Origin of the sequence: Rubritepida flocculans DSM 14296, assembly GCF_000425365.1 — a bacterium.
In the GTDB taxonomy this organism is placed as follows: domain Bacteria; phylum Pseudomonadota; class Alphaproteobacteria; order Acetobacterales; family Acetobacteraceae; genus Roseococcus; species Roseococcus flocculans.
Map to the genome: position 1 here is coordinate 17124 of NZ_AUDH01000002.1, position 24416 is coordinate 41539.

Consider the following 24416-nt stretch of genomic DNA (forward strand, 5'->3'; position numbering starts at 1 on the left):
GGCGCGGGCGCGGTAAAGCCCGCGCATGACGGAGCACGACGACGGCGCGCTGGTGCTGCTCAGCGGCGGGCAGGACAGCGCGACCTGCCTCGCCTGGGCCTTGGACCGCTTCCCGCGCGTGGAGACGCTCGGCTTCGACTACGGCCAGCGCCACCGGGTGGAGCTCGACTGCCGCGCGACGCTGCGCGAGGGGATGCGCGCCCTCTCCCCGCGCTGGGGGGAGCGGCTCGGCGAGGACCACACCCTGCCGCTCGCCGCGCTCGGCGCGCTGTCGGAGACGGCGCTGACCCGCGAGGCCGAAATCCGCTTCCGGGAGGACGGGCTGCCCAACACCTTCGTCCCCGGCCGCAACCTGCTCTTCCTCACCTTCGCCGCGGCGCTGGCCGAGCGGCGGGGGCTGCGCCACCTCGTCGCCGGCATGTGCGAGACGGATTACTCCGGCTACCCCGACTGCCGGGACGACACGATCAAGGCGCTGCAGGTGGCCATCAACCTCGGCATGGCGCGGCGCTTCGTGATCCACACGCCGCTGATGTGGCGCGACAAGGCCGAGACCTGGCGGCTGGCGGAGCGGCTGGGCGGGGCGGCGCTGGTGGAGCTGATCCGCAGCGCGAGCCACAGTTGCTACCTCGGCGTGCGCGGCGCGCTGCATCCCTGGGGCCATGGCTGCGGCCATTGCCCCGCCTGCGAACTGCGCGCGCGCGGCTGGGAGGGCTACGCGGCGGGGTGATCAGGTCGGCGCGGCCGCCACCCGTCTCAGGCCGCCGCGAAGCCCTTGCGCGCGGCCGGAACGCCGCGCACCCGCCCGCCCGGCATGGCGCCGGGAATGGCCGCCGCCATCTCGGCCGCCGCGAGCAGCCTCGCCCAGTCGAGCCCGGTGGGCACGCCCATCCGCTCGAACATCCACACCGCGTCCTCCATCGCCGTGTTGCCCGTGGCGCCCGGCGCATAGGGGCAGCCGCCAATGCCGCCCGAGCCCGCGTCGAACACACGGCAGCCCGCCTCGAAGGCGGCGAGGATGTTGGCGAGCCCCATCCCGTAGGTGTCATGCCCGTGGAAGGCGAAGCGGTTGCCCCAGGAGGCGATGGCGTGGCCGAACACGCGGCGCACCTGATCCGGCGCGGCGTTGCCGGTGGTGTCGGCGATCGCCACCTCCATCTCCGCGTCCAGCGCCTGGGCGCGCTCGATCCAGTCCAGCGCCTCGGCCTCGGGCACCACGCCCTCGAAGGGGCAGTGGAAGGCGCAGGAGAGGTTGAAGCGGATCTTCACCCCCTTGGGCGCCTCGCGCACGAGCTGGGCGAGCTCGGCGAAGCTCTCCATCCGCGTGCGGTTGAGGTTGGCCTTGTTGTGGCTCTCCGTCACCGACATGAAGAAGCCGAGCCGGTCGGCGCCCGCCTGCACGGCGGCGTCGAAGCCGCGGCGGTTGGGCACCAGCACGGTGCATTCGAGGCCGTCGAGCTGCTTCGCGGCCTGCAGCACCTCGGCCGTGTCCGCCATCTGGGGGATCGCCTTCGGCGAGACGAAGCTGCCCACCTCCATGCGCCGCACCCCCGCCGCGTGCAGGGCGCGCACCAGGGCGATCTTCGTCTCTGTCGGCACCCATTGCTTGATGGGCTGCAGCCCGTCGCGGGGCGAGACTTCGCAGAGGGTGACGGTCATCGGGGCTCCCCCAGCAGCTCGTGGAACACATGGTCGTTGTCCGCGCCCGCCGCGCGGCCGGGCCAGCGGATCATGTCAGCCGGCGCGACGCCGTCCAGCCGGAAGGGCGGGGCGGGGTGCAGCACCTCGCCCAGCAGCGGGTCCGCCACGCGCTGGACGAGGCCGCGCGCCTGGAAATGCGGGTCGTTCGCGCAATCGGCGATGTCGTAGAGGCGCGAGCAGGGCACCTCGGCCGCCTCCAGCGCCGCTTCCGCGTCCTTCGCGGGCAGGGTGCGCGTCCAGGCGGCGATGGCCGCATCCAGCTCGGCGGCATGGGCGCAGCGCCCGCCATTGGTCGCCATGCGCGGATCATCCGCGAGGTCCATCCGCCCGATCACGCCCATCAGCCGACGGAAGATGAGGTCGCTGTTGCCGGCGACGCAGAGCCATTTGCCGTCCGCGCAGGGATAGGTGTTGGTGGGCGCGGCGGTGGGGATGGCCGCGCCGGCCGGCTGGCGCACCCAGCCGAACAGCCCGTATTCCGGCAGCATCCCTTCCATCAGCGAGAAGACGCTGGAGACGAGGTCGAGGTCGATCACCCGGCCGCGGTTGTTCCCCCTCTCCCGCCCCCAGCAGGCCGAAACCAGGGCCAGCGCCGCATACATCCCCGCGAGGTCGTCGCTGATCGAGACGCCGCAGCGCGGCGGCGGATACTCGCTCTGGCCGGGATTGGCGGTGAGGTGGCGCAAGCCCCCCATCGCCTCGCCGATGGCGCCGAAGGCGGGCTTGTCGCGATAGGGCCCGTCCTGCCCGTAGCCGGAGATGCGCGCGATGATCAGCCCCGGATTCTCGGCCTGCAGCACGGCGGGGCCGAGGCCGATGCGCTCCAGATAGCCGGGGCGGAAGTTCTCCACGACGGCGTCCGCCCGGCGCGCCAGCGCCTTCACGCGACGCTTCCCCTCCTCGCTCTTGAGGTCGAGCGTGACCGAGAGCTTGTTGCGCCCGTGCACGCTGAACCACACGGAATGGCCGTTGTGCTGCGCGCCCCAGCCGCGGAAGGGGTCGCCCTCGGGCGGCTCCACCTTGATCACCTCGGCGCCGAGATCGGCCAGCAGCCGGGTGCAGAAGGGGGCGGCGATGTAGTGGCCGAGTTCGACGATCTTGAGCCCCGTGAGCGGCAGCATGCGCAATCCCTTCCCGTTCCCCCGCCCGATACCGCCCGCGGGGCGGCGCGACAATTCGACGCGGGCGGGAAAGGCTTCCGTAACCTGCGGCCGCCATGATGCGCGCAGGAGCTCTTCCCCCCCGATGGCTCCTGTCTCTCCCGGAACCCGTGCCGGATGCTCTCTCCCGGCGGGGATCCCACTTGCAGGGGGCGGATGGCCGATCCCCCCCGATGCGCCTCCGCCCCCTGTCTTTTTCCCGCCCGGCCTTTGCAGCCCCCGGGCCCTGCCGCAATCTGCCCGCGCCGAGAGGATGCCAGCATGACGCAGCAGAGAAAGGGCGTGCCGAGCCAGGCAGCCCCGCCGCACCCGGCCTTTGCTCCGGGCACCCTCGTCGTCGTCGGGCTGGCGAGCGAGGCGCGGCTGCTGCCACCAGGCGCGCGGGTGCTGGTCTCGGGCGCGGACCCGACCCGTCTCGCCCGCGCCCTCGATTCCCGGCCCGCGGGGGTGGAGCGGCTGCTCTCCTTCGGCCTCGCCGGCGGCCTCGCGCCCGGCGTGGCGCGCGGCGCGCTGCTCGCGGCCGAGGCGGTGGTGGCCGCGGGCGGCATCTTCCTGCCCGATCCGGCCTGGACGGCCGAGATCGTGGCGCGCACCGGCGCCCTGCCCGCCGTGCTCGCCGGCAGCGAGGCCCTGGCGCCCGATGCCGCGGTCAAGCGCGCCCTGCACGCCGCCACCCGCGCCCTGGCGGTGGACATGGAGAGCGGCGTGATGGCCCGCGCGGCCGCCCGGCACGGGCTGCCCTTCGCCGTGCTGCGCGCCGTGGCCGACAGGGCGGAGGAGAGCATCCCGCGCGCCGCCGCCCTCACCCCCGAGGGCCGGCCCGACCTGCCGCGCGTGCTGCTCGGGCTGCTGCGCCGGCCCTGGGAGCTGCCGGCGCTGATCCGCCTGGGCCGCGCCAGCGCCGCGGCCCATGCGGTGCTGCGTCAGGCCGCCTCGGCGTAGAGCGCGTCCTGCAGGGTGGAGATGATGCGGTCCACCTGCGGCTTCTCGATGATGAGCGGGGGCGAGAGCGCCACGATGTCCCCGGTGACGCGGATCAGCACGCCCGCATCGAAGCAGCGGCGGAAGACGCGGATGGCCCGATCCCCCGGCCGCCCCTCGCGCGGGGCGAGCTCGATGCCCGCGATCAGCCCGTGGTTGCGGATGTCGATCACGTTGGGCGCGCCGCGCAGGCTGTGGGCGGCCTCCTCCCAGTAGGGCTCGATGGCGCGCACGCGGCCCGGCAGATCCTCGCGCACATGGATGTCGATGGCCGCGATGGCGGCGGCCGAGGCGAGCGGGTGGCCGGAGTAGGTGTAGCCGTGGAAGAACTCGATGCCGCTCTCCGTGCCCTGGACGATGGCGTCGTAGATCTCGTTCTTCACCGCCACCGCGCCCATGGGGACGGCGGCGTTGGTCAGCCCCTTCGCCATGGTGAGGATGTCGGGCGTCACGCCCAGGCGCTCGGAGCCGAAATGCGTGCCGATGCGGCCGAAGCCCGTGATCACCTCGTCGAAGATGAGCAGGATGCCGTGCCGGTCGCACAGCGCGCGCAGCCGCTCGAGATAGCCGCGCGGGGGCACGAGCACGCCCGTCGAGCCCGCCACCGGCTCCACCATCACCGCCGCGATGGTGTCGCCATGCAGGGCAACGAGGCGCTCCAGCTCATCGGCCAGATGCGCGCCGTGCTCGGGCTGGCCGCGGCTGAAGGCGTTGTGCTGCGGCAGGTGCGTGTGCGGCAGATGGTCCACATAGGGCAGCATGGCGCCGAACTGCTTGCGGTTCGGCCCGATCCCGCCCACCGACATGCCGCCGAAGCCCACGCCGTGGTAGCCGCGCTCGCGCCCCACCAGCCGCACCCGCTGCGCCTGGCCGCGCGCGCGCTGGTAGGCGAGGGCGATCTTCAGCGCCGTGTCCGCGCTCTCGCTGCCCGAGTTCGTGAAGAACACCCGGTCCAGCCCCTTGGGCGTGAGGTCCGCCACGCGGGCGGCCGCCTCGAAGGCGATGGGGTGGCCGAGCTGGAAGGTGGGCGCGAAGTCGAGGATCGCGGCCTGGCGCTGGATGGCCTCGGTGATCTCGCGCCGCCCATGGCCGGCGTTGCAGCACCAGAGCCCGGCCGTGCCGTCCAGCACCTCGCGGCCCTCGGGGGTGTAGTAGTGCATGCCCTCCGCGCGGGCGAGCAGCCGCGGCGTGCCCTTGAAATACTTGTTGTCGGAGAAGGGCATCCAGAAGGCGTCCAGGTCGTTCGGGCGCGGAATGGCGATCTCGTTCATGGCGGCGGGGCTCCTTCGCGGGGCAGGATAGGGCGGGGCGGGGCCGGCGTCAGTCCCTCCAGGCGCGGCATTCCGCATCGCGGCGCGCTGCGGTAAGCATCGGGCATGCAGGTCACCTCCCCCGCCTTCAAGGACAACGCCGCCCGCGCCCTGGCCGACCCCGGGCTGCAGAAGGCGCTCGGCAAGGCGAAGGGCGCCTTCCTGCAGCGCCGCGCCGAGGCGGTGGCCCGCTTGCCGGAGTTCGAGGCGCTGCGCGACATCGGACGCGACATCAAGAACCACACCCTCGCCCATCTGGACTTCTACCTCGAGACCTTCGCCGCGAATGTCGAGCGCGCGGGCGGCACGGTGCACTGGTGCCGCACCGCCGAGGAGGCGCGCGAGGCGGTGCTGAAGATCTGCCGCGAGGCGGGCGCGCGCACCGTCACCAAGGGCAAGTCCATGATCTCCGAGGAGCTCGGGATCAACGCGCATCTGGAGGCGCACGGCATCCGGCCCGTGGAAACGGATCTCGGCGAATACATCATCCAGCTCCGGCGCGAGACGCCCTCGCACATCATCGCCCCCGCCTTCCACCTCAACCGGGAGGACTGGGAGGCCGATTTCCGCCGCGCCCACACCGACCTCGACCCGAACCGCGTCTTCGCCGAGCGCCGCGACATCCTGGCCGAGGCGCGCGCGAAGCTCCGGCAGAAGTTCCTCGCCGCCGATGTGGGCATCACCGGCGCGAACTTCCTGATCGCGGAGACGGGCAGCAGCGTCATCGTCACCAACGAAGGCAATGGCGACCTGACGCAGACCCTGCCGCGCGTGCACATCGCGCTCGCCTCCATCGAGAAGGTGGTGCCCACGCTGGAGGATTGCGTCTCCCTGCTGCGGCTGCTGGCGCGCAGCGCCACGGGGCAGGATTTCTCCGTCTACACCACCTTCTCCACCGGCGGCCGCCGCCCGGGCGACCTCGACGGGCCGCAGGAGTATCATGTGGTGCTGGTGGACAATGGCCGCTCCGAGATGATCGGCACCGAGTTCCAGGAGATGCTGCGCTGCATCCGCTGCGCCGCCTGCATGAACCACTGCCCGGTCTATGGCGCGGTGGGCGGGCACAGCTATGGCTGGGTCTATCCGGGGCCGATGGGCAGCGTGCTCACCCCCTCGCTGATCGGCGTGGACAAGGCGGGGCATCTGCCCAACGCCAGCACCTTCTGCGGCAAATGCGAGAGCGTCTGCCCGGTGAAGATCCCGCTGCCGAAGATGATGCGCCACTGGCGCGAGCGGGAGTTCGAGCGCCACCTCCAGCCCGGCGCGGCGCGCACCAACCTCGCCCTCTGGGCCTGGTTCGCGAAGCGGCCGGAGCTCTACCGCCTCGCCACCCGGGCGGCGGTGGCGGCGCTGCGGCTTCTGGCGCGCGGGCGCGGCGCCTTGCCCTCGCTCCCCTTCGCCCGCGGCTGGACGGTGGGGCGCGACCTTCCCGTGCCGCAGGGGCGCACCTTCATGGCCGAATACGCGGCGAGGCAGCGGCGGAAATGAGCAAGGAGGCCATCCTCTCCGCCATCCGGCGGGGGCTGAAGCGCGGCCCCCTGCCGGCCGACCAGCGCCTGATGCTCGAGGCGCGGCTCGCCGCCCATCCGCGCCACCTCATCCCCGCGCGCTCGCGCCTGCCGCGCGCCGAGCAGGTGGCGCTGTTCATCCGCAACGTGGAGAAGGAGTTCGGCAGCGTCCGCCGCCTCGCCGATGCGCGGGAGGTTCCGGCGGCGGTGGCCGAGTTCCTCGCCGCGCAGAACCTGCCCCCGCGCCTCGCCCTTGCCCCGCATCCGGAGCTGATGGCCCTCGACTGGTCCTCGCGCCCCATGCTGCAGGTCGAGGCGCGGCGCGGCGCGGCGGAGGACGCGGTGAGCCTGCAGCACGGCTTCGCCGGCATCGCGGAGACGGGCACGCTCATGCTGCCCTCCGCCCCCGACCGGCCCACCACGCTCAACCTTCTGCCCGACACGGCGCTGGTGTTCCTGCGCGCAAGCCGCATCCTCGGCGCCTATGAGGAGGCCTTCGACCTGCTGCGCGCCGAGCTGGGCGGCATGCCGCGCAACGTCATGCTCGTCACCGGCCCCTCGCGCAGCGCGGACATCGAGCAGACGCTGGAGCTCGGCGCGCACGGCCCGCGCCGGCTGCACATCCTTCTGGTGGACGACGACCCGGCCGCGCTCTCCGCGCCGTGAGGCGCGCGCGCGCCCTCACCGAGGAGGAGCGCGCCCTCTGGGCCGCGGTGGCGCGCAGCGTGCGGCCTCTGCCCGGCCGCGCCCTGCCCGAGGCGCCGCCCGCCCCCTCCGTCACCGTCACGCCCCCGCCGCGCCCGGCCGCCCCACCCCCGCCGCCCGCCCCGCGCCCGCCGCCGGCCGAGCTCGGCATCGGCGTGCAGCCGCCGGGGCTGGACGCGAAGCGCTGGACGGCGCTGCGCCGCGGCGCGCTGAAGCCCGCGCGCACGCTCGATCTGCACGGCATGACGGCGGCGCGCGCCCATGAGGCGGTGCGCGGCTTCCTGCTCGCCGCCCAGGCCGAGGGGCTGCGCGTGGTGTGCATCGTCACCGGCAAGGGCGGCACGCCCGAGGGCGGGGTGCTGCGGCGCGAGCTGCCGCACTGGCTGAACGCGGCCGATCTGCGCGGGCTGATCCTCGGCGCGGCGCATCCGCACAAGGCCAATGCGGGGGCGGTGCATCTGCTTCTGCGGCGGCGGCGATGACGCGCGGGGCTCGCGCGGCGGCCGCGCGCCAGGACAGGCCATGACCCCCTTCGGCGCCAGGCTGCGCGCGCTGCGCGAGGCGCGCGGCGTCACGCTCACGGAACTCGCGGCGGCGCTGCACGTCTCGCCCGCCTATCTCTCGGCGCTGGAGCACGGCCGGCGCGGCCGGCCCTCCGCGGGCCTCATCCACCAGGTGAACGAGTATTTCGGGCTGATCTGGGATGAGGCGGAGGAGCTGGTGCAGCTCGCCCGCCTCTCGCACCCGCGCGTGGTGGTGGACACCTCGGGCCTCAGCCCGCGCGCGACGGAGCTCGCGAACCTTCTCGCCCGCCGCATCCGCGAGCTGCCGGAGGAGCGGGTGGAAGCGATCCTGCGGCTGCTCGCCTCTAGCGACTGATGGCCTGGTAGGCGGCCAGCGTCGCCATGTCGAGGAGCTGGTTCACCCCCGCCCCGGTGGGCACGATCTGCGCCGGCCGCGAGAGGCCCATCAGCACCGGGCCGATGGTGGTGGCGCTGGTCAGGTGCGGCACCGCCTTGGTGAGGATGTGCGCCGCGTGCAGCCCCGGCATCACCAGCACATTGGCGGGCCCGCTGAGGCGGCAGAAGGGGTAGAGCGAGGCGCGCAGATTCGCGTCCAGCGCCACATCCGCGCCCATCTCGCCGTCGTACTCGAAGTCGGGCCGCGCCTCGTCCAGCAGCTTCACCGCGTCGCGGATGGAGCCCGGGATGCTGCCCTTCGGGTCGCCGAAGGTGGAGAAGGAGAGGAAGGCGACGCGCGGCGCGAGGCCGAGCCGCCGCGCCACGCCGGCGCTGCGCGTGGCGATGGCCGCGAGCGTCGCCGCATCCGGCCGCTCATGGATGGCCGTGTCGGCCACCAGCACCGTGCCCGAGCGGCGGGCGATCATCATGGTGATGCCGAACAGCACGCCCTCGGCGTCCAGCGCCATGCGCACGCCTTCCAGCGCGACGGAATAGCTGCGCGTCTCGCCCGTCAGCAGCGCATCCGCATCGCCCAGCGCCACCATGCAGCCGGCGAAGACGTTGCGGTCGTTGTTCACCAGGCGCTGGATGTCGCGGAACAGGAAGCCCTCGCGCTGCTTGCGCGCGTAGAGCCATTCGGCGTAGCGCAGGTTCTGCGAGGAGACGCGGGCGTTGTGGATCTCGATGCCCTCGGGCAGCCGCACGCCGAGGCCCGCGACGGTGGCGTGGATGCGCTCCTCCCGCCCGACCAGGATGGGCGTGCCGTAGCCCGCGTTGCGGAAGGCGATGGCGGCGCGGATCACGCTCTCCTCCTCGCCCTCGGCGAAGACCACGCGGCGGGGGTTGGCGCGCACCCGCTCATGGATCGCCTCCAGCGCGTTCGCCGCCGCATCCAGCCGGTTGGTGAGCTCGCGCGCGTAGCGCTGCGGGTCCACGAGCGGCTTGCGCGCCACGCCCGAGCGCACGGCGGCCTCGGCCACCGCCACCGGCACGCGGCTGATCAGGCGCGGGTCGAAGGCGTTGGGGATGATGTAGTCCGGCCCGAAGACGAGCCGCTTGCCCGCGCCCGAGCGCGCCACCTCCTCGGGCACCGGCTCGCGCGCGAGTTCGGCCAGCGCGCGGGCGGCGGCGATCTTCATCGCGTCGTTGATCGTGCTGGCGCGCACATCCAGCGCGCCGCGGAAGATGAAGGGAAAGCCGAGGACGTTGTTCACCTGGTTCGGATAGTCGGAGCGGCCCGTGGCGATGATGCAGTCCGGCCGCGCGGCGCGCGCCTCCTCGGGCGTGATCTCGGGGTCGGGGTTGGCCATGGCGAAGATGATGGGCTTCTCCGCCATGCGGCGGATCATCTCCTGCGTCAGCGCGCCCTTCACGCTCAGGCCGAAGAACACGTCCGCGCCCTCCAGCGCCTCGGCGAGGGTGCGCGCGGAGGTCTCGACGGCGTGCGCCGACTTCCACTGGTTCATGCCCTCGGTGCGCCCGCGCCAGAGCACGCCCTTGGTGTCGCACATCACGATGTTCTCGGGCCGCATGCCCATGGCGCGCAGCAGCTCGGCGCAGGCGATGGAGGCCGCGCCCGCCCCGTTGATGACGAGGCGCGTGGTCGCGAGGTCGCGCCCCGTCAGGTGCGCGGCGTTGATCAGCCCGGCGGCGGCGACGATGGCCGTGCCGTGCTGGTCGTCGTGGAAGACGGGAATGTCCATCAGCTTGCGCAGGCGCTGCTCGATGACGAAGCACTCGGGCGCCTTGATGTCCTCGAGGTTGATGCCGCCGAAGCTGGGCCCGAGGAAACGCACGCAGTTGACGAACTCGTCCACGTCCTCCGTGTCGATGCAGAGGTCCATCCCGTCCACGTCGGCGAAGCGCTTGAACAGCGCCACCTTGCCCTCCATCACCGGCTTGCCGGCCAGCGCGCCGAGATTGCCGAGGCCGAGCACCGCCGTGCCGTTGGAGACGACGGCGACGAAATTGCCCTTGCTCGTGTAGTCGTAGGCGAGGGAGGGGTTGCGGTGGATGTGCAGGCAGGGCTCGGCCACGCCGGGGCTGTAGGCGAGGCTGAGGTCGCGCGCCGTCACCAGCGGCTTGGTCAGGCGGGTTTCGAGCTTGCCGGGCCGGCCCTCGGCGTGCAGGGCCAGCGCCTCCTCGCCGGTGATGCGCGCGGTGCGGGTGTCCTGCTTCGCCTCGGGGCGCGTGTCGTCCATGGCCGTGCCTGCCCTTGTCTGGTCTTTCGGCCTTGTAACCCTCGCGCGCCGCGCTGCGAAGCGCACCCCTTCGCGGCTGCGAAGCGCCTCGCTACATGCGCCGCGTGGAACAGCGCGTGACAGCGGCGGGGGCCACCCCCGCCATGGCCCAGTGGTTCGCCGCCAAGCAGCAGGCGGGGGATGCGCTGGTGTTCTTCCGCATGGGCGATTTCTACGAGCTGTTCTTCGAGGATGCGGAAGCCGCGAGCGAGGCGCTCGGCCTCGCGCTGACCCATCGCGGCGAGCACCAGGGCCGCCCCATCCCCATGTGCGGCGTGCCGCAGCACAGCCATGAGGGATACCTCGCGCGGCTGCTGCGCGCCGGCTTCCGGGTCGCGATCTGCGAGCAGATGGAGACGCCGGAGGAGGCGAAGGCCCGCCGCGCCCCCACCATCCGGCGCGAGCTGGTGCGCATCGTCACCCCCGGCACCGCCACGGAGGAGGCGCTGCTGGAGGCCGCGCGCCCGGCCTGGCTGCTCGCCCTCGCCCCCGGCGGCGCGGCCTGGCTCGACGTGACCACGGGCGAGTTCCGCACCCGCGCCGCGCCCGAGATTCCCGCGCTGCGCGCGCAGCTCGAGCCCGCCGAGATCATCGCCGCCGAAGGGATGGAGGTGGAGGGCGCCGCCACCCTCCCGCCGCCGCGCGAGCCGGCGCGGCGGCTCGCCGAGGCGCTCGGCGTGGCCAGCCTCGACGCCTTCGGCACCTTCAGCGAGGGCGAGGTGGCGGCCGCCGCGCTGGCCGTCGAGTATGTGCGCGCCACACAGGGCGGGGCGCTGCCGCGCCTCTCGCCGCCCGTGCCCGAGGCCCTGCGCGGCGTGCTGGCGATGGACGCCGCCACGCGCCGCAGCCTCGACATCCTGGACGGCCCGCGCGGCGCCTCGCTGCGCGCGGCGGTGGACCGCACCCTGACCGGCGCGGGCGCGCGCGAGCTCGCCGCCCGGCTCGCAGCCCCGCTCGACGATCTCGCGGCCATCCGCGCCCGGCACGATGCGGTGGCCGCGCTGCTGGCCGACGGCACGCTGCGCGCCAGCCTGCGCGCGGCGCTGAAGGGCGCGCCCGACATGGCGCGGGCGCTGGCGCGCCTCTCGCTCGACCGCTTCGCCCCGCGCGACCTCGGCGCCATCCGCGACGGGCTCGCGCGCGCCGCGCGCATGGCCGAGGCGCTCGCGTCCCGCGGCGAGGGGCTGCTGGGCGCGGCGGTGCCCCGGCTCGGCGCGCTGCCCGCGCTGGCGCAGGAACTCGCCCGCGCCCTGGCCGAGACGCTGCCCGCCCGCATCGAGGAAGGCGGGACCATCGCCCCAGGCTATGACGGCGAGCTGGACGCGCAGCGCCGCCTGCGCGACGACGCGCGCGGCGCCATCGCGGCCATGCAGCTCGATCTCGCCCAGGCCTGGGGCGTGGCCGCGCTGAAGGTGCGGCACCACCAGCAGCTCGGCTACCTCGCGGAGGTGCCGGCGGCGGCGGGCGAGAAGCTGCTGCGCGCCGCCCCGCCCGGGGCGACTGGCGATCTCGCGCCCATCCATCGCCAGAGCATGGCCAACGCGCACCGCTTCACCTGCGCCGCGCTGGCCGCGCTCGATCGCCGGCTCGCGGAGGCGGCCGAGCAGGCGGCGCGGCGCGAGCGCCTCGTCATCGCCCATCTGCGCCGGCTGGTGCTGGCCGATGGCGAGGCCATCGCGGCCGCGGCGCAGGAGATGGCGGCGCTCGACGTTCTGGCCGGCGCGGCGGAACTCGCCGCCGGCGGCGGCTGGTGCCGCCCCGAGCTGACGGAGCGGCCCGATTTCGCCATCCGCGCCGGGCGGCACCCGGTGGTGGAGGCCGCGCTGCGCCGGGCCCGCGGCCCCGCCTTCGTGCCCAATGACTGCGACCTCTCGCCCGGCCGCCGCGTCTGCCTGCTCACGGGGCCGAACATGGCCGGCAAATCCACCTATCTGCGGCAGAACGCGCTGCTGGTGATCCTCGCCCAGGCGGGCTTCTTCGTGCCGGCGGAGGAGGCGCGCATCGGCCTGGTGGACCGGCTCTTCTCCCGCGTCGGCGCCTCGGACGATCTGGCGGGCGGGCGCAGCACCTTCATGGTCGAGATGACCGAGACGGCGGCCATCCTGCACCAGGCCACGCCGCGCAGCCTCGTCATCCTCGACGAGGTGGGGCGCGGCACCGCGACCTGGGACGGGCTCGCCATCGCGACCGCGGTGCTCGAGGCGCTGCACGACAGGCTGCGCTGCCGCACCCTTTTCGCCACGCATTTCCACGAGCTGACCCGCCTCGCGGACCGGCTGCCCGAGCTGCGCCTCGCCGCCATGCAGGTGCGCGAATGGCGCGGCGAGGTGGTGTTCGAGCATCGCGTGGCCGAGGGCGCGGCGCAGCGGAGCTGGGGCGTGCAGGTGGCGAAGCTCGCCGGCCTGCCCGCGCCGGTGCTGCGCCGCGCCGCCGCGGTGCTCGCCGCGCTGGAGGCGCGCGCCGCGCGCGGCGAGGACCGGCTGGCCGAGGAGATGCCGCTCTTCGCGCGGCCCGCCGCCCCGCCGCCCGACCCCGTCGCCACCGCCCTGGCGGGCATGGATGTGGACGCCATGTCACCCCGCGAGGCGCTGGAGGCGTTGTATGCCCTGAAGGCCCTCGCAGCGGCCGCGCACAAAGGCTAAGTATCGTCGCATGAATGGAACGGCGGCCGCCCTGGCCGAGCCTGGCCTCCTCGAACGCCTGATGCCGCAAGGCAGGCCGGTGGCGCGCGATGTCGCCCTCGGCCTGCTGCGGCGGGAACTCGGCGGGGTGCAGGCGCGGGTGCAGCGCGCCTTCGAGGGGCGGGAGACGAACGGGCTGGGCGCCGGCCGCCGCCTCGCGGGGCTGATGGACCAGGTGATCCTCGCCATCCAGTCCTACTCCGCCGCCATGGTTCCGCCCGGCGACGCCGCGACGCCCTCGCTGGATTTCGCGCTGGTGGCCACGGGCGGCTACGGGCGCGGGGTTCTCGCGCCCCATTCCGACATAGACCTGCTCTTCCTCACCGCCGCGCAGCCGGGGCCGCGCACGCGGCGGCTGATCGAGTTCACCCTCTACCTGCTGTGGGATCTCGGGCTGAAGATCGGCCACGCCACCCGCAGCCCGGAGGAATGCCTCGCCGAGGGCGTGCGCGACGCGACGATCATGACCGCGCTGGTGGACGCCCGCTTCCTGGCCGGCGAGCGCGCGCCCTTCGAGCGTTTCCAAGCGCTGTTCGAGGCGCATCGGAAGAAGGACGGTCTCGGCCCCTTCCTCGCCGCCAAGCGCGCCGAGCGCGCCGAGCGCCACGCCCGCTACGGCGAAAGCCCCTTCCTGGTCGAGCCGCACGTGAAGGAGGGCCGCGGCGGCCTGCGCGACCTGCAGATGCTCTACTGGCTCGCGCGCTACGCCTTCGGCGTGCAGCGCATGCCCGAGCTGGTGGGCCCCGACAGCCCCGGCGGCGGGCTGCTGACGGAGCGCGAGGCGCACGCCATCCGCCGCGCCTGGATCTTCCTCTGGACCCTGCGCTTCCACCTCCACTACGTCACCGGCCGCGCCGAGGAGCGGCTGACCTTCGACCTGCAGCCCGTCATCGCCGCGCGCATGGGCTACACGCGACACGGCCTGCAGGACGGCGCCGAGCGGCTGATGAAGCACCTGTTCCTGACGGCGCGGGACGTGGTGCGCTTCTCCCGCGTGCTGGAGCCGGCCATCGAGCGCGCGGCGCTGGGCCCGCCCGCGCAGCGGCGCGACGGCGACGGCGCGCTGGCCGCGCAGGGCCTCGCCTTCGCCGACGGCAAGCTCGTCGCCGCCCCGCCCGACCGCGACTTCTCGCGCGAGCCCATCCTGATGCTGCGCATCGTCAAGGCCGCGCGGGACCGATGTCTCTCCATCCATCCGCTGGCCATCCGGGCGCTGATCCGCCACGCGCGCCGGGCCGAGGCGCTGCGCGGCGACGCCGAGGCGGGCGCCCTCTTCCTCGACCTGCTGATGGGCAGGGACGCGGCGAAATGGCTGCGCTTCCTGAACGAGGCGGGCTTCCTCGGCCGCTTCCTTCCCGAGTGGCAGCGCATCGTCGGGCTGATGCAGTTCGACACCTACCACGTCTTCACCGTGGACGAGCACTCGATCGAGGCGATCGGCGTGCTGCAGCAGATCGAGACGGGCGCGCTCGCCGAGGTGGCGCCGGTGGCCACCGAACTCATGGGCCAGCTCCAGTCCCGCCGCGCGCTCTACGTGGCCGCGCTGATCCACGACATCGCCAAGGGCCGCGGCGGCGACCACAGCGAGCTCGGCGCGCGGCTCGCGCAGGAGATCTGCCCCCGGCTCGGCATGAGCGCGGAGGAGACGGAGACCGTCTCCTGGCTCGTGCTGCACCACCTTCTCGTCTCGCAGACCGCCTTCAAGCGCGACATCGAGGACCCCAAGACCATCCTCGACATCGCCGACCAGGTGCAGTCGCCCGAACGGCTGCGCCTGCTGCTGGTGCTCACGGTGGCGGACATGCGCGCCGTGGGCCCCCGCGTGTGGAACGCCTGGAAGGCGACGCTGCTGCGCGAGGTGTACTGGCGCGTCTCCGAGGTGCTGGCCGGCGGCATGACGGTGCCCGAGCGCGACGTGCGCGTGGCCCGCGCGAAGGAGGCGGCCGCCGCCATTCTGGCGGGCTTCAGCCCTGCGGAGGCGGAGCACTACCTCTCGCTCGGCTATCCCGGCTACTGGCTCTCCTTCGACTCCGAGACCCACGCCCGCCACGCCGCCCTAATCCGCGACGCCGAGCGGCAGAAATCCCCGCTCACCGTCAGCACGCGCGTGCTGGAGGACCGCGGCGTGACGGAGGTGACGGTCTATTGCGCCGACCATCCGGGCCTGTTCAGCCGCATCTCGGGCGCGCTGGCGGTGGCGGGCGCCTCCATCGTGGACGCGCGCATCCACACCCTGACCAACGGCATGGCGCTGGACACCTTCTGGGTGCAGGACAGCGCGGGCGGCGCCTTCGACCAGCCGCACCGGCTGGCGCGGCTGTCGGTGCTGGTGGAGCAGGCGCTCTCGGGCCGGCTGAACCTCGAGGCGGAAATCCGCAAGGTGCGGCGCGAGCCCGCGCGGCTCGCCGCCGTCACCGTGCCGCCGCGCGTGGTGTTCGACAACTTCGCCTCCAACACCCACACCGTCATCGAGGTGAACGGGCGCGACCGCCCGGGCCTTCTGCACGACGTGACGGCCGCGATCAGCGAACAGGGGCTGCAGATCGCCTCCGCGCACATCACCACCTACGGCGTGCGCGCGGTGGACGTGTTCTACGTGAAGGACGTGTTCGGGCTGAAGATCGAGAACGAGCGCAAGCTGGCCGCGCTGCGCGAGGCGCTGCTCGCCGCCCTCGCCCAGCCCGAGCCCCCGGTCGGCGGCGGCGCCGCGGCCGTGCGCGAGGCCGCCCAGCGCGCCTGATGCTGCGTTCCATCGCGACCGTCGGCGGCTGGACCATGGCCAGCCGCATCCTGGGCTTCGCGCGCGACGTGCTGATCGCGGCCAAGCTCGGCGCGGGGCCGGTGGCGGACGCCTTCTTCGTCGCGCTCAAGCTGCCCAACCTGTTCCGCCGCCTGTTCGGCGAGGGCGCCTTCAACGCCGCCTTCGTGCCCGCCTTCGCCGCGACGCTGACGCGCGAGGGCTTCGCCGAGGCGCAGCGCCTCGCGGAGCGCATGGCCGGGCTGATGGGGCTCTGGCTCGCGCTGCTCACCCTGCTCGGCCTGCTGTTCGCGCCGCAGATCCTGACAGTGCTGGCGCCCGGCTTCACCGGGCGGCCCGCGCAGTTCGCGCTGGCGGTGGAGCTGACGCGCATCGTCTTTCCCTATCTGCTGCTGATCTGCCTCGCCGCGCTCGTCTCGGGCGTGCTGAACGGGCTCTCGCGCTTCGCCGCCGCGGCCGCCGCGCCGGTGTTCTTCAACGTGATGGCGATGGCCGCGCTGCTCGGCCTCACGCCCTTCGTCGCCACGCCGGCGCATGCGCTGGCCTGGGGGGTGCTGGCCTCGGGCGTGCTGCAGCTCGGCCTCGTCTGGTGGGCGGCGCGGCAGGCGGGCATGGCGCTGAACCCCTTCCGTCGCCTCGCGCTCGGCGAGGGGGAGCGCATGGTGCTGCGGCGCATGGTGCCAGGCGTGATCGGCGCAGGCGTGACGCAGCTCAACCTCGCGGTGGACGTGATCATCGCTTCGCTGCTGCCCACGGGCGCGGTGGCCTTCCTCTACTACGCCGACCGCGTGGCGCAGTTGCCGCTGGGCGTGGTGGGGGCGGCGATCGGCACCGCGCTGCTGCCGCTGCTGGCGGGGCAGATCGCGGCGCGCCAGCCCCTCTCGGCGCATCGCAGCCAGAACCGCGCGCTGGAGGTCTCGCTGGCGCTGACGCTGCCGGCCGCGGTGGCGCTGGCGGTGCTGGCCGCGCCCATCATCGCTGTGCTGTTCGAGCGCGGGGCCTTCGACGCCGCGGCCAGCGCCGAGACAGCGATGGTGCTGCGCGCCTACGCCTTCGGCCTCGTCGCCTTCGTGCTGGTCAAGGCGCTCACGCCCGCCTTCTTCGCCCGCGGAGACACGCGCACGCCCGTGCTGGCGGGGCTGCTGGCGGTGGCGGCGAATCTCGGGCTGAACCTGCTCTTCCTCGCCGGCGGCGGGCTGGGCGCGGCGGGCATCGCGCTCGCCACGGGGCTCGCGGCCTGGCTCAACGTGGCGCTGCTGGGTGGGCTGCTGATGCGCCGCTCGCTGCTGGTGCTGGACCGCAGCCTGCGCCGGCGCCTGCCCCGGCTGCTGGGTGCGGCGCTGCTGATGGGCGCGCTGCTGGCGCTGCCCGGGCTGTTCGGCCTGCCGCAGCGCGGGGCGATGGGCGCGCTGGTGCTGGGGGCGAGCTGCGCGCTCGGCCTCGTCGCCTTCTTCGGGCTGGCGCATCTTCTGGGCGGGCTCGATCTGCGCCAGATGCGGGGGCTGCTGCGCCGCCGCCGGGCTTGACCGCGCGCGCGCCGCGCGGGAACCCTCCGCCCCTCACCCTGGTTCGGGATTGTCCATGACCCGCGTCTTTTCCGGCATCCAGCCCTCGGGCGTGCCCACGCTCGGCAACTATCTCGGCGCCATCCGCAACTGGGTGCCGATGCAGGACCGGCACGAGTGCCTGTTCTGCATCGTGGACCTGCACGCCATCACCCAGTTCCAGCCGCCCGCGCAGCTTCTGGCGCAGACGCGGGAGATGGCGGCCGCCCTGCTCGCCTGCGGCCTCAGCGCCGAGAAATGCGTGCTCTTCGTGCAGAGCCATGTCCCCGCGCACGCGGAGCTGGGCTGGATCTTCAACTGCGTGGCGCGCATCGGCTGGCTGAACCGCATGACACAGTTCAAGGACAAGGCCGGCAGCGACCGCGAGAACGCCAGCGCCGGCCTCTACGTCTATCCCAACCTGATGGCGGCCGACATCCTGGCCTACAAGGCCACCAGCGTGCCGGTGGGCGACGACCAGCGCCAGCACCTCGAACTCGCGAACGACATCGCGCAGAAGTTCAACCACGACTACGGCGTGGAGTTCTTCCCGCGCATCGAGCCCTTCATCCAGGGCGTGGCCGCGCGCGTGATGAGCCTGCGCGACGGCACGAAGAAGATGTCGAAGTCCGACCCCTCGGACCAGTCGCGCATCAACCTCAACGACGACGCGGACGCCATCGCCCTCAAGATCCGCCGCGCCAAGACCGACCCGGAGCCGATCCCCGAACACCTCTCGGGCCTCGAGAACCGGCCCGAGGCGCGCAACCTGGTGGGCATCCTCGCCGCCGTGACCGGCACCCTGCCGGAGAACGTGCTGCGCGAGCACGCGGGCCAGGGCTTCGGCCAGTTCAAGGCGGTGCTGACCGAGGCGCTGGTGGCGCATCTCGCGCCCATCCGCGCCGAGATGCTGCGCCTGCTGCAGGATCCCGGCGCGCTGGACGCCGCGCTGCACCGCGGGGCCGAGCGGGCGGAGGCGATCGCTCAGCCCGTCATCACCGAGGCGAAGCGCATCATCGGCCTGCTGCCGCGCCGCTGAGGGCCTGGCGCAGCAGGTCCTCCAGCAGGGGGCCGTCGTCCTGCGCCTCCAGCGCCTGCTCGGCGAAGACGGCGTAGCCGTCCCCGCCGCGGCGCAGGAAATTGTTGGTGGCGATGCGGTAGGCGCGCCCGGGCTCCAACGGACGCCACTCGCCGGGCGCCACCTCCACCTCGATCTGCTCCGCCCGCTCCCCGGCGGGGCGGCGCGGCTCCGCGCGGAAGCGCAGCCCCGCGAGCTGCGGGTAGCGGCCGGAAGGGCCGGGCAGGCGCGAGAGCCCGTTCTCCAGCGCCGCGCGCACCGCCTCGCCGCGCAGGGTGACGCGCGCGAGGGTGTTGCCGAAGGGCAGGGTGCTCAGCAGATCGCCCAGGGTCACCTCGCCGGCGGGCAGGCCCGCGCGCAGCCCGCCGCCGTTCTGCCAGCCGATCTCGGCCCCGGCCGCGCGGCGCATCGCCTCGGCCACCAGCGCGCCCAGCGCGCAGGGGCCCGAGGCGCAGCCCGCATGCTCGAGCGGGGCGGCGAGGCGGCCCACCACCTCGCGGCGGATGGCCTCCAGCGGGGCGGCGAAGCGCGCGACGAGGGCGGCCACCGCCGCGTCCTCGGCGATGCCGGAGTCGAGCTCGCGCATGGTCTGGGCATGGGCGGCCACCCGCCCATCCGCCGCGAGGTCGAGGTCGAGCCGCCCCAGCCAGCGCCCATGCGCGCCGGCCTGGACGATCACCACCGGCCGGTCCGGCCCCTCCACCACCAGCGGCGGCGCGACCAGCGTGTGGGAGTGCCCGCCGATGACGACATCCACCCCCGGCACCTGGGCGGCGAGGCGACGGTCGGCGGCCAGCCCCAGATGCGAGAGCAGCACCACCGTGGCCGGCCCCTCGCGCCGCGCCTCCCACACCGCGCGCTCGGTGGCCTCGGCCGGGTCGGTGAAGCGGAGATTCGGCCCCGGCGAGGAGATGTTGGGCGTCTCCGGCGTGGTCAGCCCGACCACCACCAGCCGGGCCGCGGCGTTGCGGAAGCTGAGGGTGGGGCGGATCCGGCCGGCCAGCTCGGGCTCGGCCGTGGCGTCGAGATTGGCGCTGAGCACGGGGAACTCGGCCGCGGCGATGTAGCGCGCCAGCACGGCGGGCCCGCGGTCGAACTCGTGGTTGCCGAGGGCGAAGGCCTGAACGCCCCAGGCGCGCTGAACGGCGGCCTCGGCCAGCCCCTCGTGATGGGTGAAGAACAGCGTTCCGAGGAAGGCGTCGCCCGCATCGAGCAGCAGGGCGGGGCGGCCCTCGGCGCGGGCGGCCTCGCGCGCCTCGGCGATCGCGGTGGCGATGCGCGCCGCCCCCCCGAAACAGGCCGAGGCGCCCGGCCCGCAGGCCGCGCCGCTGGCCGCGATGGGCTCGTGCCGGCTGTGGAAGTCGTTGAGGTGGATCAGGCTCGCCCGGCTCGCCCCCTGGGCGCGCGCGGGGCGCAGCGCGGGCAGGGCGAGGCCGGCGGCGAGCAGGTGTCGGCGCAGCATCATGGCGCAAGCCTGCGGCCGGAGCGCGTGCCGGCGCAAGCGCGGGGCGATGTCTCTTGCGCGGCGCGGGCGATGGGCGGAACCTCGCGCCGCGCCGCGGAGTCGAGCCGACCGTGCAGGTCTATCTGCCCATCGCCGAAATGAGCGTGGATGCCCTTCTGCTGGTCGGCATCGGCTTCCTCGTGGGCTGGCTTTCGGGGTTGTTCGGCGTGGGCGGCGGCTTCCTGCTGACGCCGCTGCTCATCCTGATCGGCGTGCCCTCGGCGGTGGCGGTGGCTTCGGGCGCGAACCAGACGCTGGGCGCCTCCGTCTCCGGCCTCATCGCCCAGGCGCGGCGGGCCAATGTGGACTGGCCCATGGGGGGGGTGCTGGTGGCCGGGGGGCTGCTGGGCAGCGTGGCGGGGGTGCAGCTCTTCGCGCTGCTGCGGCGGCTGGGGCAGCTCGACGCCGCCGTCGCCCTCTCCTACGTGCTCATCCTCGGCGTGGTAGGCGCGCTGATGGTGATGGAGAGCCTGCGCGCCCTGCTGCGCCGCCGCCGCGCCGTTCCGGCCCGGATGCACCAGCATGGCTGGGCGCACGGGCTGCCCTTCAAGATGCGCTTCCGCAAGAGCCGGCTCTACATGTCCGTGCTGCCGCCGCTGGCGGTGGGCTTCGGCGTCGGCGTGCTCTCGGCCATCATGGGGGTGGGCGGCGGCTTCATGCTGGTGCCGGCGATGATCTATCTGCTCGGCATGCCCACCGCGGTGGTGATCGGCACCTCGATGTTCCACATCGTCTGCGTCACCGCCGCCGTCACCTTCCTGCAGGCGGTGCAGCTCGGCGCGGTGGACATCGTGCTGACGCTGCTGCTGCTGCTGGGCGGGGTGGCGGGGGCGCAGCTCGGCGTCGCCATGGGGGGGAAGCTGCGCGGCGAGGAGACGCGCGCGCTGCTCGGCCTGCTGGTGCTGGCCGTGGCGGCGATGCTGCTGTGGAACCTGATCGCGACGCCCGAGGCGCTGTTCACCGTGGGCCGCGCGGCATGGTGAGGAGGCTGCTTTTCGCGCTGCTCCTGCTCGCCGGCCTCGCGCCCGGCGCGCGCGGGGATGCGCTGGTGGCGCGGCTCTCCTCCGAGCGCATCGCCGTGACCACCGCCTTCACCGGCGAGAGTCTGCTCGTCTTCGGAAGCACGGAGGAGCCGATCGGCCCCGGCGGCGACGAGATTCTCGTGGTGGCGCGCGGGCCCACCGCGCCCTTCGTGGTGCGGCGCAAGGTGCAGGTGCTGGGGATGTGGTTCAACGGCCCCTCGGCGCGTTTCGAGGAGGTGCCGGCCTTCTACGCCATCGCCGGCTCGCGCGCCGCCTGGCGGCTGCTGCCGGAGGATGTGCGGCAGGAGCGCGGGCTCGGGCTCGACGCCATCCCGCTCGTCTCCATGGGGGCCCGGTCGCCCGCCTTCCGCGCCGCGCTGATCGCGCTCAAGCGCGAGGCCGGGCTGTGGCAGGAGGAGGCGGGCGAGGTGGAGATCGCCGGCGCGCGGTTGTTCAGCGCGCGCATCCCGCTGCCCTCCACCGTGCCGGCGGGGGCCTATTCGGTGGAGGTCTATCTCGTCCGCTCGCGGCGCATCGTGGCGACGGAGTTCCTGGGCTTCGAGGTGGCGCGCACCGGCACGGCGGCGCGCATCGAGGCGCTCGCGCGCGGCTGGCCGGCGCTCTACGGTCTGCTCTGCGTGGTGCTGGCCGCGCTGGCGGGCTGGCTCGGCAGCGTGGTGTTCCGGAGGGGCTGATGGGCGAGGGCGGCGAGGACAAGGCAAGGCGCGACCGCGTCTTCCTCGTGGTGGTGGACGACACGCCCGAGCGCGCCGTCGCGCTGCGCTACGCGAGCCTGCGCGCCGCGCGCTCCGGCGGGCGGGTGGCGCTGCTGCGCGTGGTGGAGCCGGTGGAGCAGGCCGAATGGGCCGGCATCGGCGCGATGATGCAGCAGGAACGGCGCGAGGAGGCGGAGGCGCTGCTCGCCGGGCTCGCCGCGCAGGTGAAGGAGATCACCGGCGGGCTGCCCATGCTGATCATCCGCGAGGGCCAGCCGGCGGAGGAGCTTCTCGCGCTGCTCGACGAGGATCCGCGCATCTCCATCCTGGTGCTCGCCACCTCCACCGCGGGGCGCGGGCCGGGGCCGCTGATCACGGCGCTGACGGGCAAGCTCGCCGGCCGGCTCAGCGTGCCGATGACCATCGTGCCCGGCGGGATGAGCGAGCAGGAACTTGACCGCGTGACGTGACGTCGCGCGGGCCGTGGTCAGAAGCGCAGCAGCGCCGCGCCCCAGGTCAGCCCGCCGCCGATCGCCTCGAGCAGCACGAGGTCTCCCTTGCGGATGCGCCCGTCCTCCACTGCCTCCGCCAGGGCCAGCGGCACCGAGGCGGCGGAGGTGTTGGCGTGCCGGTCCACCGTCACCACCACCTGCTCCGGCGGCAGGCCGAGCTTCCGGCCCATCGCCTCGATGATGCGGATGTTGGCCTGGTGCGGCACCAGCCAGTCCACCGCCTCGCGCGGGAGGCCGTTGGCGGCCAGCGCCTCCTCCACCACGGCGGCGAGCTTGGTGACGGCGTGCTTGAACACCTCGCGCCCGGCCATGCGCAGCGGGCCGGTGGTGCCCTCGACATGCAGGATGTCGGCGTGGCGGCCGTCGGCGTGCAGATGGGTGGAGAGGATGCCGCGGCCGTCCGCGCGCTCCTCGGCGCGCAGCACCACCGCCCCGGCGCCGTCGCCGAACAGCACGCAGGTGCCGCGATCCGTCCAGTCGAGGATGCGCGAATAGACCTCCGTGCCGATCACCAGCGCGCAGCGGGCCTGGCCGGTGCGCAGCATCGAATCGGCGATGGCCAGCGCGTAGATGAAGCCCGTGCAGGCGGCCGAGACGTCGAAGCCGAAGCCGCGCGTGACGCCCAGCAGGCGCTGGATGTGCACCGCCGTGGCGGGGAAGGCGGAATCCGGCGTGGCGGTGGCCACGATCACCGCGTCCACCTCCCCGGCCTCGATGCCGGCCTGGGCCAGCGCGCGGCGGGCGGCTTCCGCGCCCATGGAGGCGGCCGTCTCGCCCGGACCGGCGAAGTGGCGGCGCGTGATGCCGCTGCGCTCGCGGATCCAGGCGTCGGAGGTGTCGAGGCCGTGGCGGGCGGCCAGTTCCTCGTTGGTCACCACCTGCGCGGGCAGGCAGCCGCCGCAGCCCGCGATCACGGAACGAAGAGGCATGGGCGCGTGTCAGTCCTGCGAGGCGGCGAGGGTGGGGGCGTGGGAGGCGAGGCGCGAGAGGCTCTCGCGGATGTTCTGGGTGAAGCCGTGGGTGACCATGTCCATCGCCACGTCCACGGCATGGGCGAAGCCGGTCGCGTCCGTCCCGCCATGCGACTTCACGACGACGCCGTTCAGCCCGAGCAGGATGGCGCCGTTGTAGCGGCGCGGGTCCATCCATTCGCGCAGCCGCTCCAGCGCGGGCCGCGCCAGGAGATAGCCCAGCCGGGCGGGCACGGTGGAGGTGAAGACCTGGCGCAGCAGGTCGCGCATCAGCTTCAGCGCGCCCTCGCCGGTCTTGAGCGCGACATTGCCGGTGAAGCCGTCCGTCACCACCACGTCCACCGTGCCGGCGGCGATGTCGTGGCCCTCCACGAAGCCGTGGAAATTGATCCCGGAATGGCCGCCGCGCAGCACCTCGGCGGCCTGGCGCACCCGCTCATCGCCCTTCAGCTCCTCCGAGCCCACGTTGAGCAGCCCGATGGAGGGCGAAGGCAGGCCCAGCACGGCGCGCGCGAAGGCGTCGCCCATCACCGCGAACTCGACGAGGTTGCGCGCGTCGCACTGCACGTTCGCGCCGAGGTCGAGCATCACCACGTCGCCGCGCGCCGAGGGCGCGATGGCGGCGAGGGCGGGCCGGCCGATCTCGGGCATGGTCTTCACGACGATCTTGGCGAGCGCCATGAGCGCGCCCGTGTTGCCGGCCGAGACGACGCCCGCCGCCTCGCCGTTCGCCACCGCGTCGATGGCCAGCCGCATGGAGGATTGCCGCCCCTGCCGCAGCGCGAGGGTGGGCTTCATCTCGCCCGTGATCACGTCGGGCGCGTGGCGCACGGCGCAGGCCTTGGCCACGCGCGGGCGGCGCGCGAGCAGCGGCGTCAGCCGCGCCTCGTCGCCCACCAGCAGGAACTGCGCCTTGGGATGGCGCTCGGCCGCGAGGTCGAGCCCATCGAGCACCGCCTCGGGCGCGTTGTCCCCGCCCATGGCGTCCACCGCCAGCGCGAAGCGGCGCAGGCTGCCCTCCGCGGGCGTGGCCATGTTCACCGGAGCGAGACCCCGCGCCCGT

20 protein-coding genes are annotated in these 24416 nt (G+C 73.9%); 13 read left to right on the plus strand and 7 right to left on the minus strand.

What is annotated here, in order from left to right; translation table 11 throughout:
• Positions 1–25 precede the first annotated feature (25 nt).
• Positions 26–730 (plus strand): 7-cyano-7-deazaguanine synthase QueC, encoded by a 705-nt coding sequence (gene queC / locus H596_RS0102585; RefSeq protein ID WP_027283571.1) that lies wholly within the window; start codon positions 26–28, stop codon positions 728–730.
• A gap of 26 nt (positions 731–756) precedes the next feature.
• Here the strand turns inward: queC and H596_RS0102590 are convergent, their stop codons facing one another.
• Complete coding sequence (locus H596_RS0102590; protein WP_027283572.1) at positions 757–1659, minus strand: hydroxymethylglutaryl-CoA lyase; 903 nt, start codon at positions 1657–1659, stop codon at positions 757–759.
• Positions 1656–2822, minus strand: a complete 1167-nt coding sequence (locus tag H596_RS0102595) for a CaiB/BaiF CoA transferase family protein (RefSeq protein WP_051212275.1) — start codon at positions 2820–2822, stop codon at positions 1656–1658. The genes H596_RS0102590 and H596_RS0102595 overlap by 4 nt, the downstream gene beginning before the upstream one ends.
• A 300-nt stretch (positions 2823–3122) precedes the next feature.
• Here H596_RS0102595 and H596_RS0102600 point away from each other — a divergent pair, with 300 nt between their 5' ends.
• Positions 3123–3803, plus strand: a complete 681-nt coding sequence (locus H596_RS0102600; RefSeq protein WP_051212276.1) for a phosphorylase family protein — start codon at positions 3123–3125, stop codon at positions 3801–3803.
• Here H596_RS0102600 and H596_RS0102605 read toward each other — a convergent pair.
• On the minus strand, positions 3785–5113 hold the full coding sequence (locus tag H596_RS0102605) for an aspartate aminotransferase family protein (protein WP_027283575.1): 1329 nt from the start codon (positions 5111–5113) through the stop codon (positions 3785–3787). The two genes, H596_RS0102600 and H596_RS0102605, sit on opposite strands and share 19 nt — an antisense overlap.
• Positions 5114–5218: 105 nt before the next feature.
• On the opposite strand from H596_RS0102605, the gene H596_RS0102610 reads away from it, so the two are divergent.
• Genes H596_RS0102610 through H596_RS0102625 form a run of 4 tightly spaced genes read left to right on the plus strand, consistent with a single transcriptional unit; the run spans position 5219 to position 8244 of the window.
• Complete coding sequence (locus H596_RS0102610) at positions 5219–6640, plus strand: LutB/LldF family L-lactate oxidation iron-sulfur protein (protein ID WP_027283576.1); 1422 nt, start codon at positions 5219–5221, stop codon at positions 6638–6640.
• Positions 6637–7326 (plus strand): LutC/YkgG family protein, encoded by a 690-nt coding sequence (locus H596_RS0102615; protein WP_027283577.1) that lies wholly within the window; start codon positions 6637–6639, stop codon positions 7324–7326. The genes H596_RS0102610 and H596_RS0102615 overlap by 4 nt, the downstream gene beginning before the upstream one ends.
• The gene (locus H596_RS0102620; RefSeq protein ID WP_027283578.1) at positions 7323–7847 is read left to right on the plus strand and encodes a Smr/MutS family protein; all 525 of its coding nucleotides are present in this window, start codon (positions 7323–7325) and stop codon (positions 7845–7847) included. Before H596_RS0102615 ends, H596_RS0102620 begins: the two co-directional genes overlap by 4 nt.
• A gap of 40 nt (positions 7848–7887) precedes the next feature.
• Complete coding sequence (locus H596_RS0102625) at positions 7888–8244, plus strand: helix-turn-helix domain-containing protein (RefSeq protein ID WP_027283579.1); 357 nt, start codon at positions 7888–7890, stop codon at positions 8242–8244.
• On the opposite strand, the gene H596_RS0102630 is transcribed toward H596_RS0102625, so the two are convergent.
• Positions 8234–10528: an NADP-dependent malic enzyme gene (locus H596_RS0102630; protein ID WP_027283580.1), complete on the minus strand. Its 2295-nt coding sequence runs from the start codon at positions 10526–10528 to the stop codon at positions 8234–8236. The genes H596_RS0102625 and H596_RS0102630 overlap by 11 nt on opposite strands.
• A gap of 95 nt (positions 10529–10623) precedes the next feature.
• Between H596_RS0102630 and mutS the strand changes: the two genes are divergently transcribed.
• The 4 genes from mutS to trpS are packed head-to-tail and all read left to right on the plus strand — an operon-like array spanning position 10624 to position 18589.
• Entirely contained in the window at positions 10624–13209 is a 2586-nt protein-coding gene (mutS, locus tag H596_RS0102635; protein WP_027283581.1) for a DNA mismatch repair protein MutS, read from the plus strand.
• A 10-nt stretch (positions 13210–13219) separates the two neighbouring features.
• Positions 13220–15988 (plus strand): [protein-PII] uridylyltransferase, encoded by a 2769-nt coding sequence (locus tag H596_RS19735; protein WP_084602535.1) that lies wholly within the window; start codon positions 13220–13222, stop codon positions 15986–15988.
• The gene (gene murJ / locus H596_RS0102645) at positions 15988–17532 is read left to right on the plus strand and encodes a murein biosynthesis integral membrane protein MurJ (RefSeq protein ID WP_027283582.1); all 1545 of its coding nucleotides are present in this window, start codon (positions 15988–15990) and stop codon (positions 17530–17532) included. Before H596_RS19735 ends, murJ begins: the two co-directional genes overlap by 1 nt.
• Positions 17533–17587: 55 nt before the next feature.
• The gene (gene trpS, locus H596_RS0102650) at positions 17588–18589 is read left to right on the plus strand and encodes a tryptophan--tRNA ligase (RefSeq protein ID WP_027283583.1); all 1002 of its coding nucleotides are present in this window, start codon (positions 17588–17590) and stop codon (positions 18587–18589) included.
• On the opposite strand, the gene H596_RS19740 is transcribed toward trpS, so the two are convergent.
• A complete protein-coding gene (locus H596_RS19740) occupies positions 18564–20093 on the minus strand; it encodes a bifunctional metallophosphatase/5'-nucleotidase (RefSeq protein WP_037299789.1) in 1530 nt (509 codons plus the stop codon). The two genes, trpS and H596_RS19740, sit on opposite strands and share 26 nt — an antisense overlap.
• A gap of 110 nt (positions 20094–20203) precedes the next feature.
• Between H596_RS19740 and H596_RS0102660 the strand changes: the two genes are divergently transcribed.
• Genes H596_RS0102660 through H596_RS0102670 form a run of 3 tightly spaced genes read left to right on the plus strand, consistent with a single transcriptional unit; the run spans position 20204 to position 22340 of the window.
• Positions 20204–21115, plus strand: a complete 912-nt coding sequence (locus tag H596_RS0102660) for a sulfite exporter TauE/SafE family protein (RefSeq protein WP_027283584.1) — start codon at positions 20204–20206, stop codon at positions 21113–21115.
• Positions 21109–21849 (plus strand): TIGR02186 family protein, encoded by a 741-nt coding sequence (locus H596_RS0102665; RefSeq protein WP_027283585.1) that lies wholly within the window; start codon positions 21109–21111, stop codon positions 21847–21849. The genes H596_RS0102660 and H596_RS0102665 overlap by 7 nt, the downstream gene beginning before the upstream one ends.
• Positions 21849–22340, plus strand: coding sequence for a universal stress protein (locus H596_RS0102670; RefSeq protein ID WP_027283586.1), 492 nt, complete (start codon positions 21849–21851; stop codon positions 22338–22340). The genes H596_RS0102665 and H596_RS0102670 overlap by 1 nt, the downstream gene beginning before the upstream one ends.
• 17 nt (positions 22341–22357) lie before the next feature.
• Here the strand turns inward: H596_RS0102670 and H596_RS0102675 are convergent, their stop codons facing one another.
• Entirely contained in the window at positions 22358–23311 is a 954-nt protein-coding gene (locus tag H596_RS0102675) for a beta-ketoacyl-ACP synthase III (protein WP_027283587.1), read from the minus strand.
• A 9-nt stretch (positions 23312–23320) separates the two neighbouring features.
• Positions 23321–24388 (minus strand): phosphate acyltransferase PlsX, encoded by a 1068-nt coding sequence (gene plsX, locus H596_RS19745; protein ID WP_037299790.1) that lies wholly within the window; start codon positions 24386–24388, stop codon positions 23321–23323.
• Positions 24389–24416: the final 28 nt, after the last annotated feature.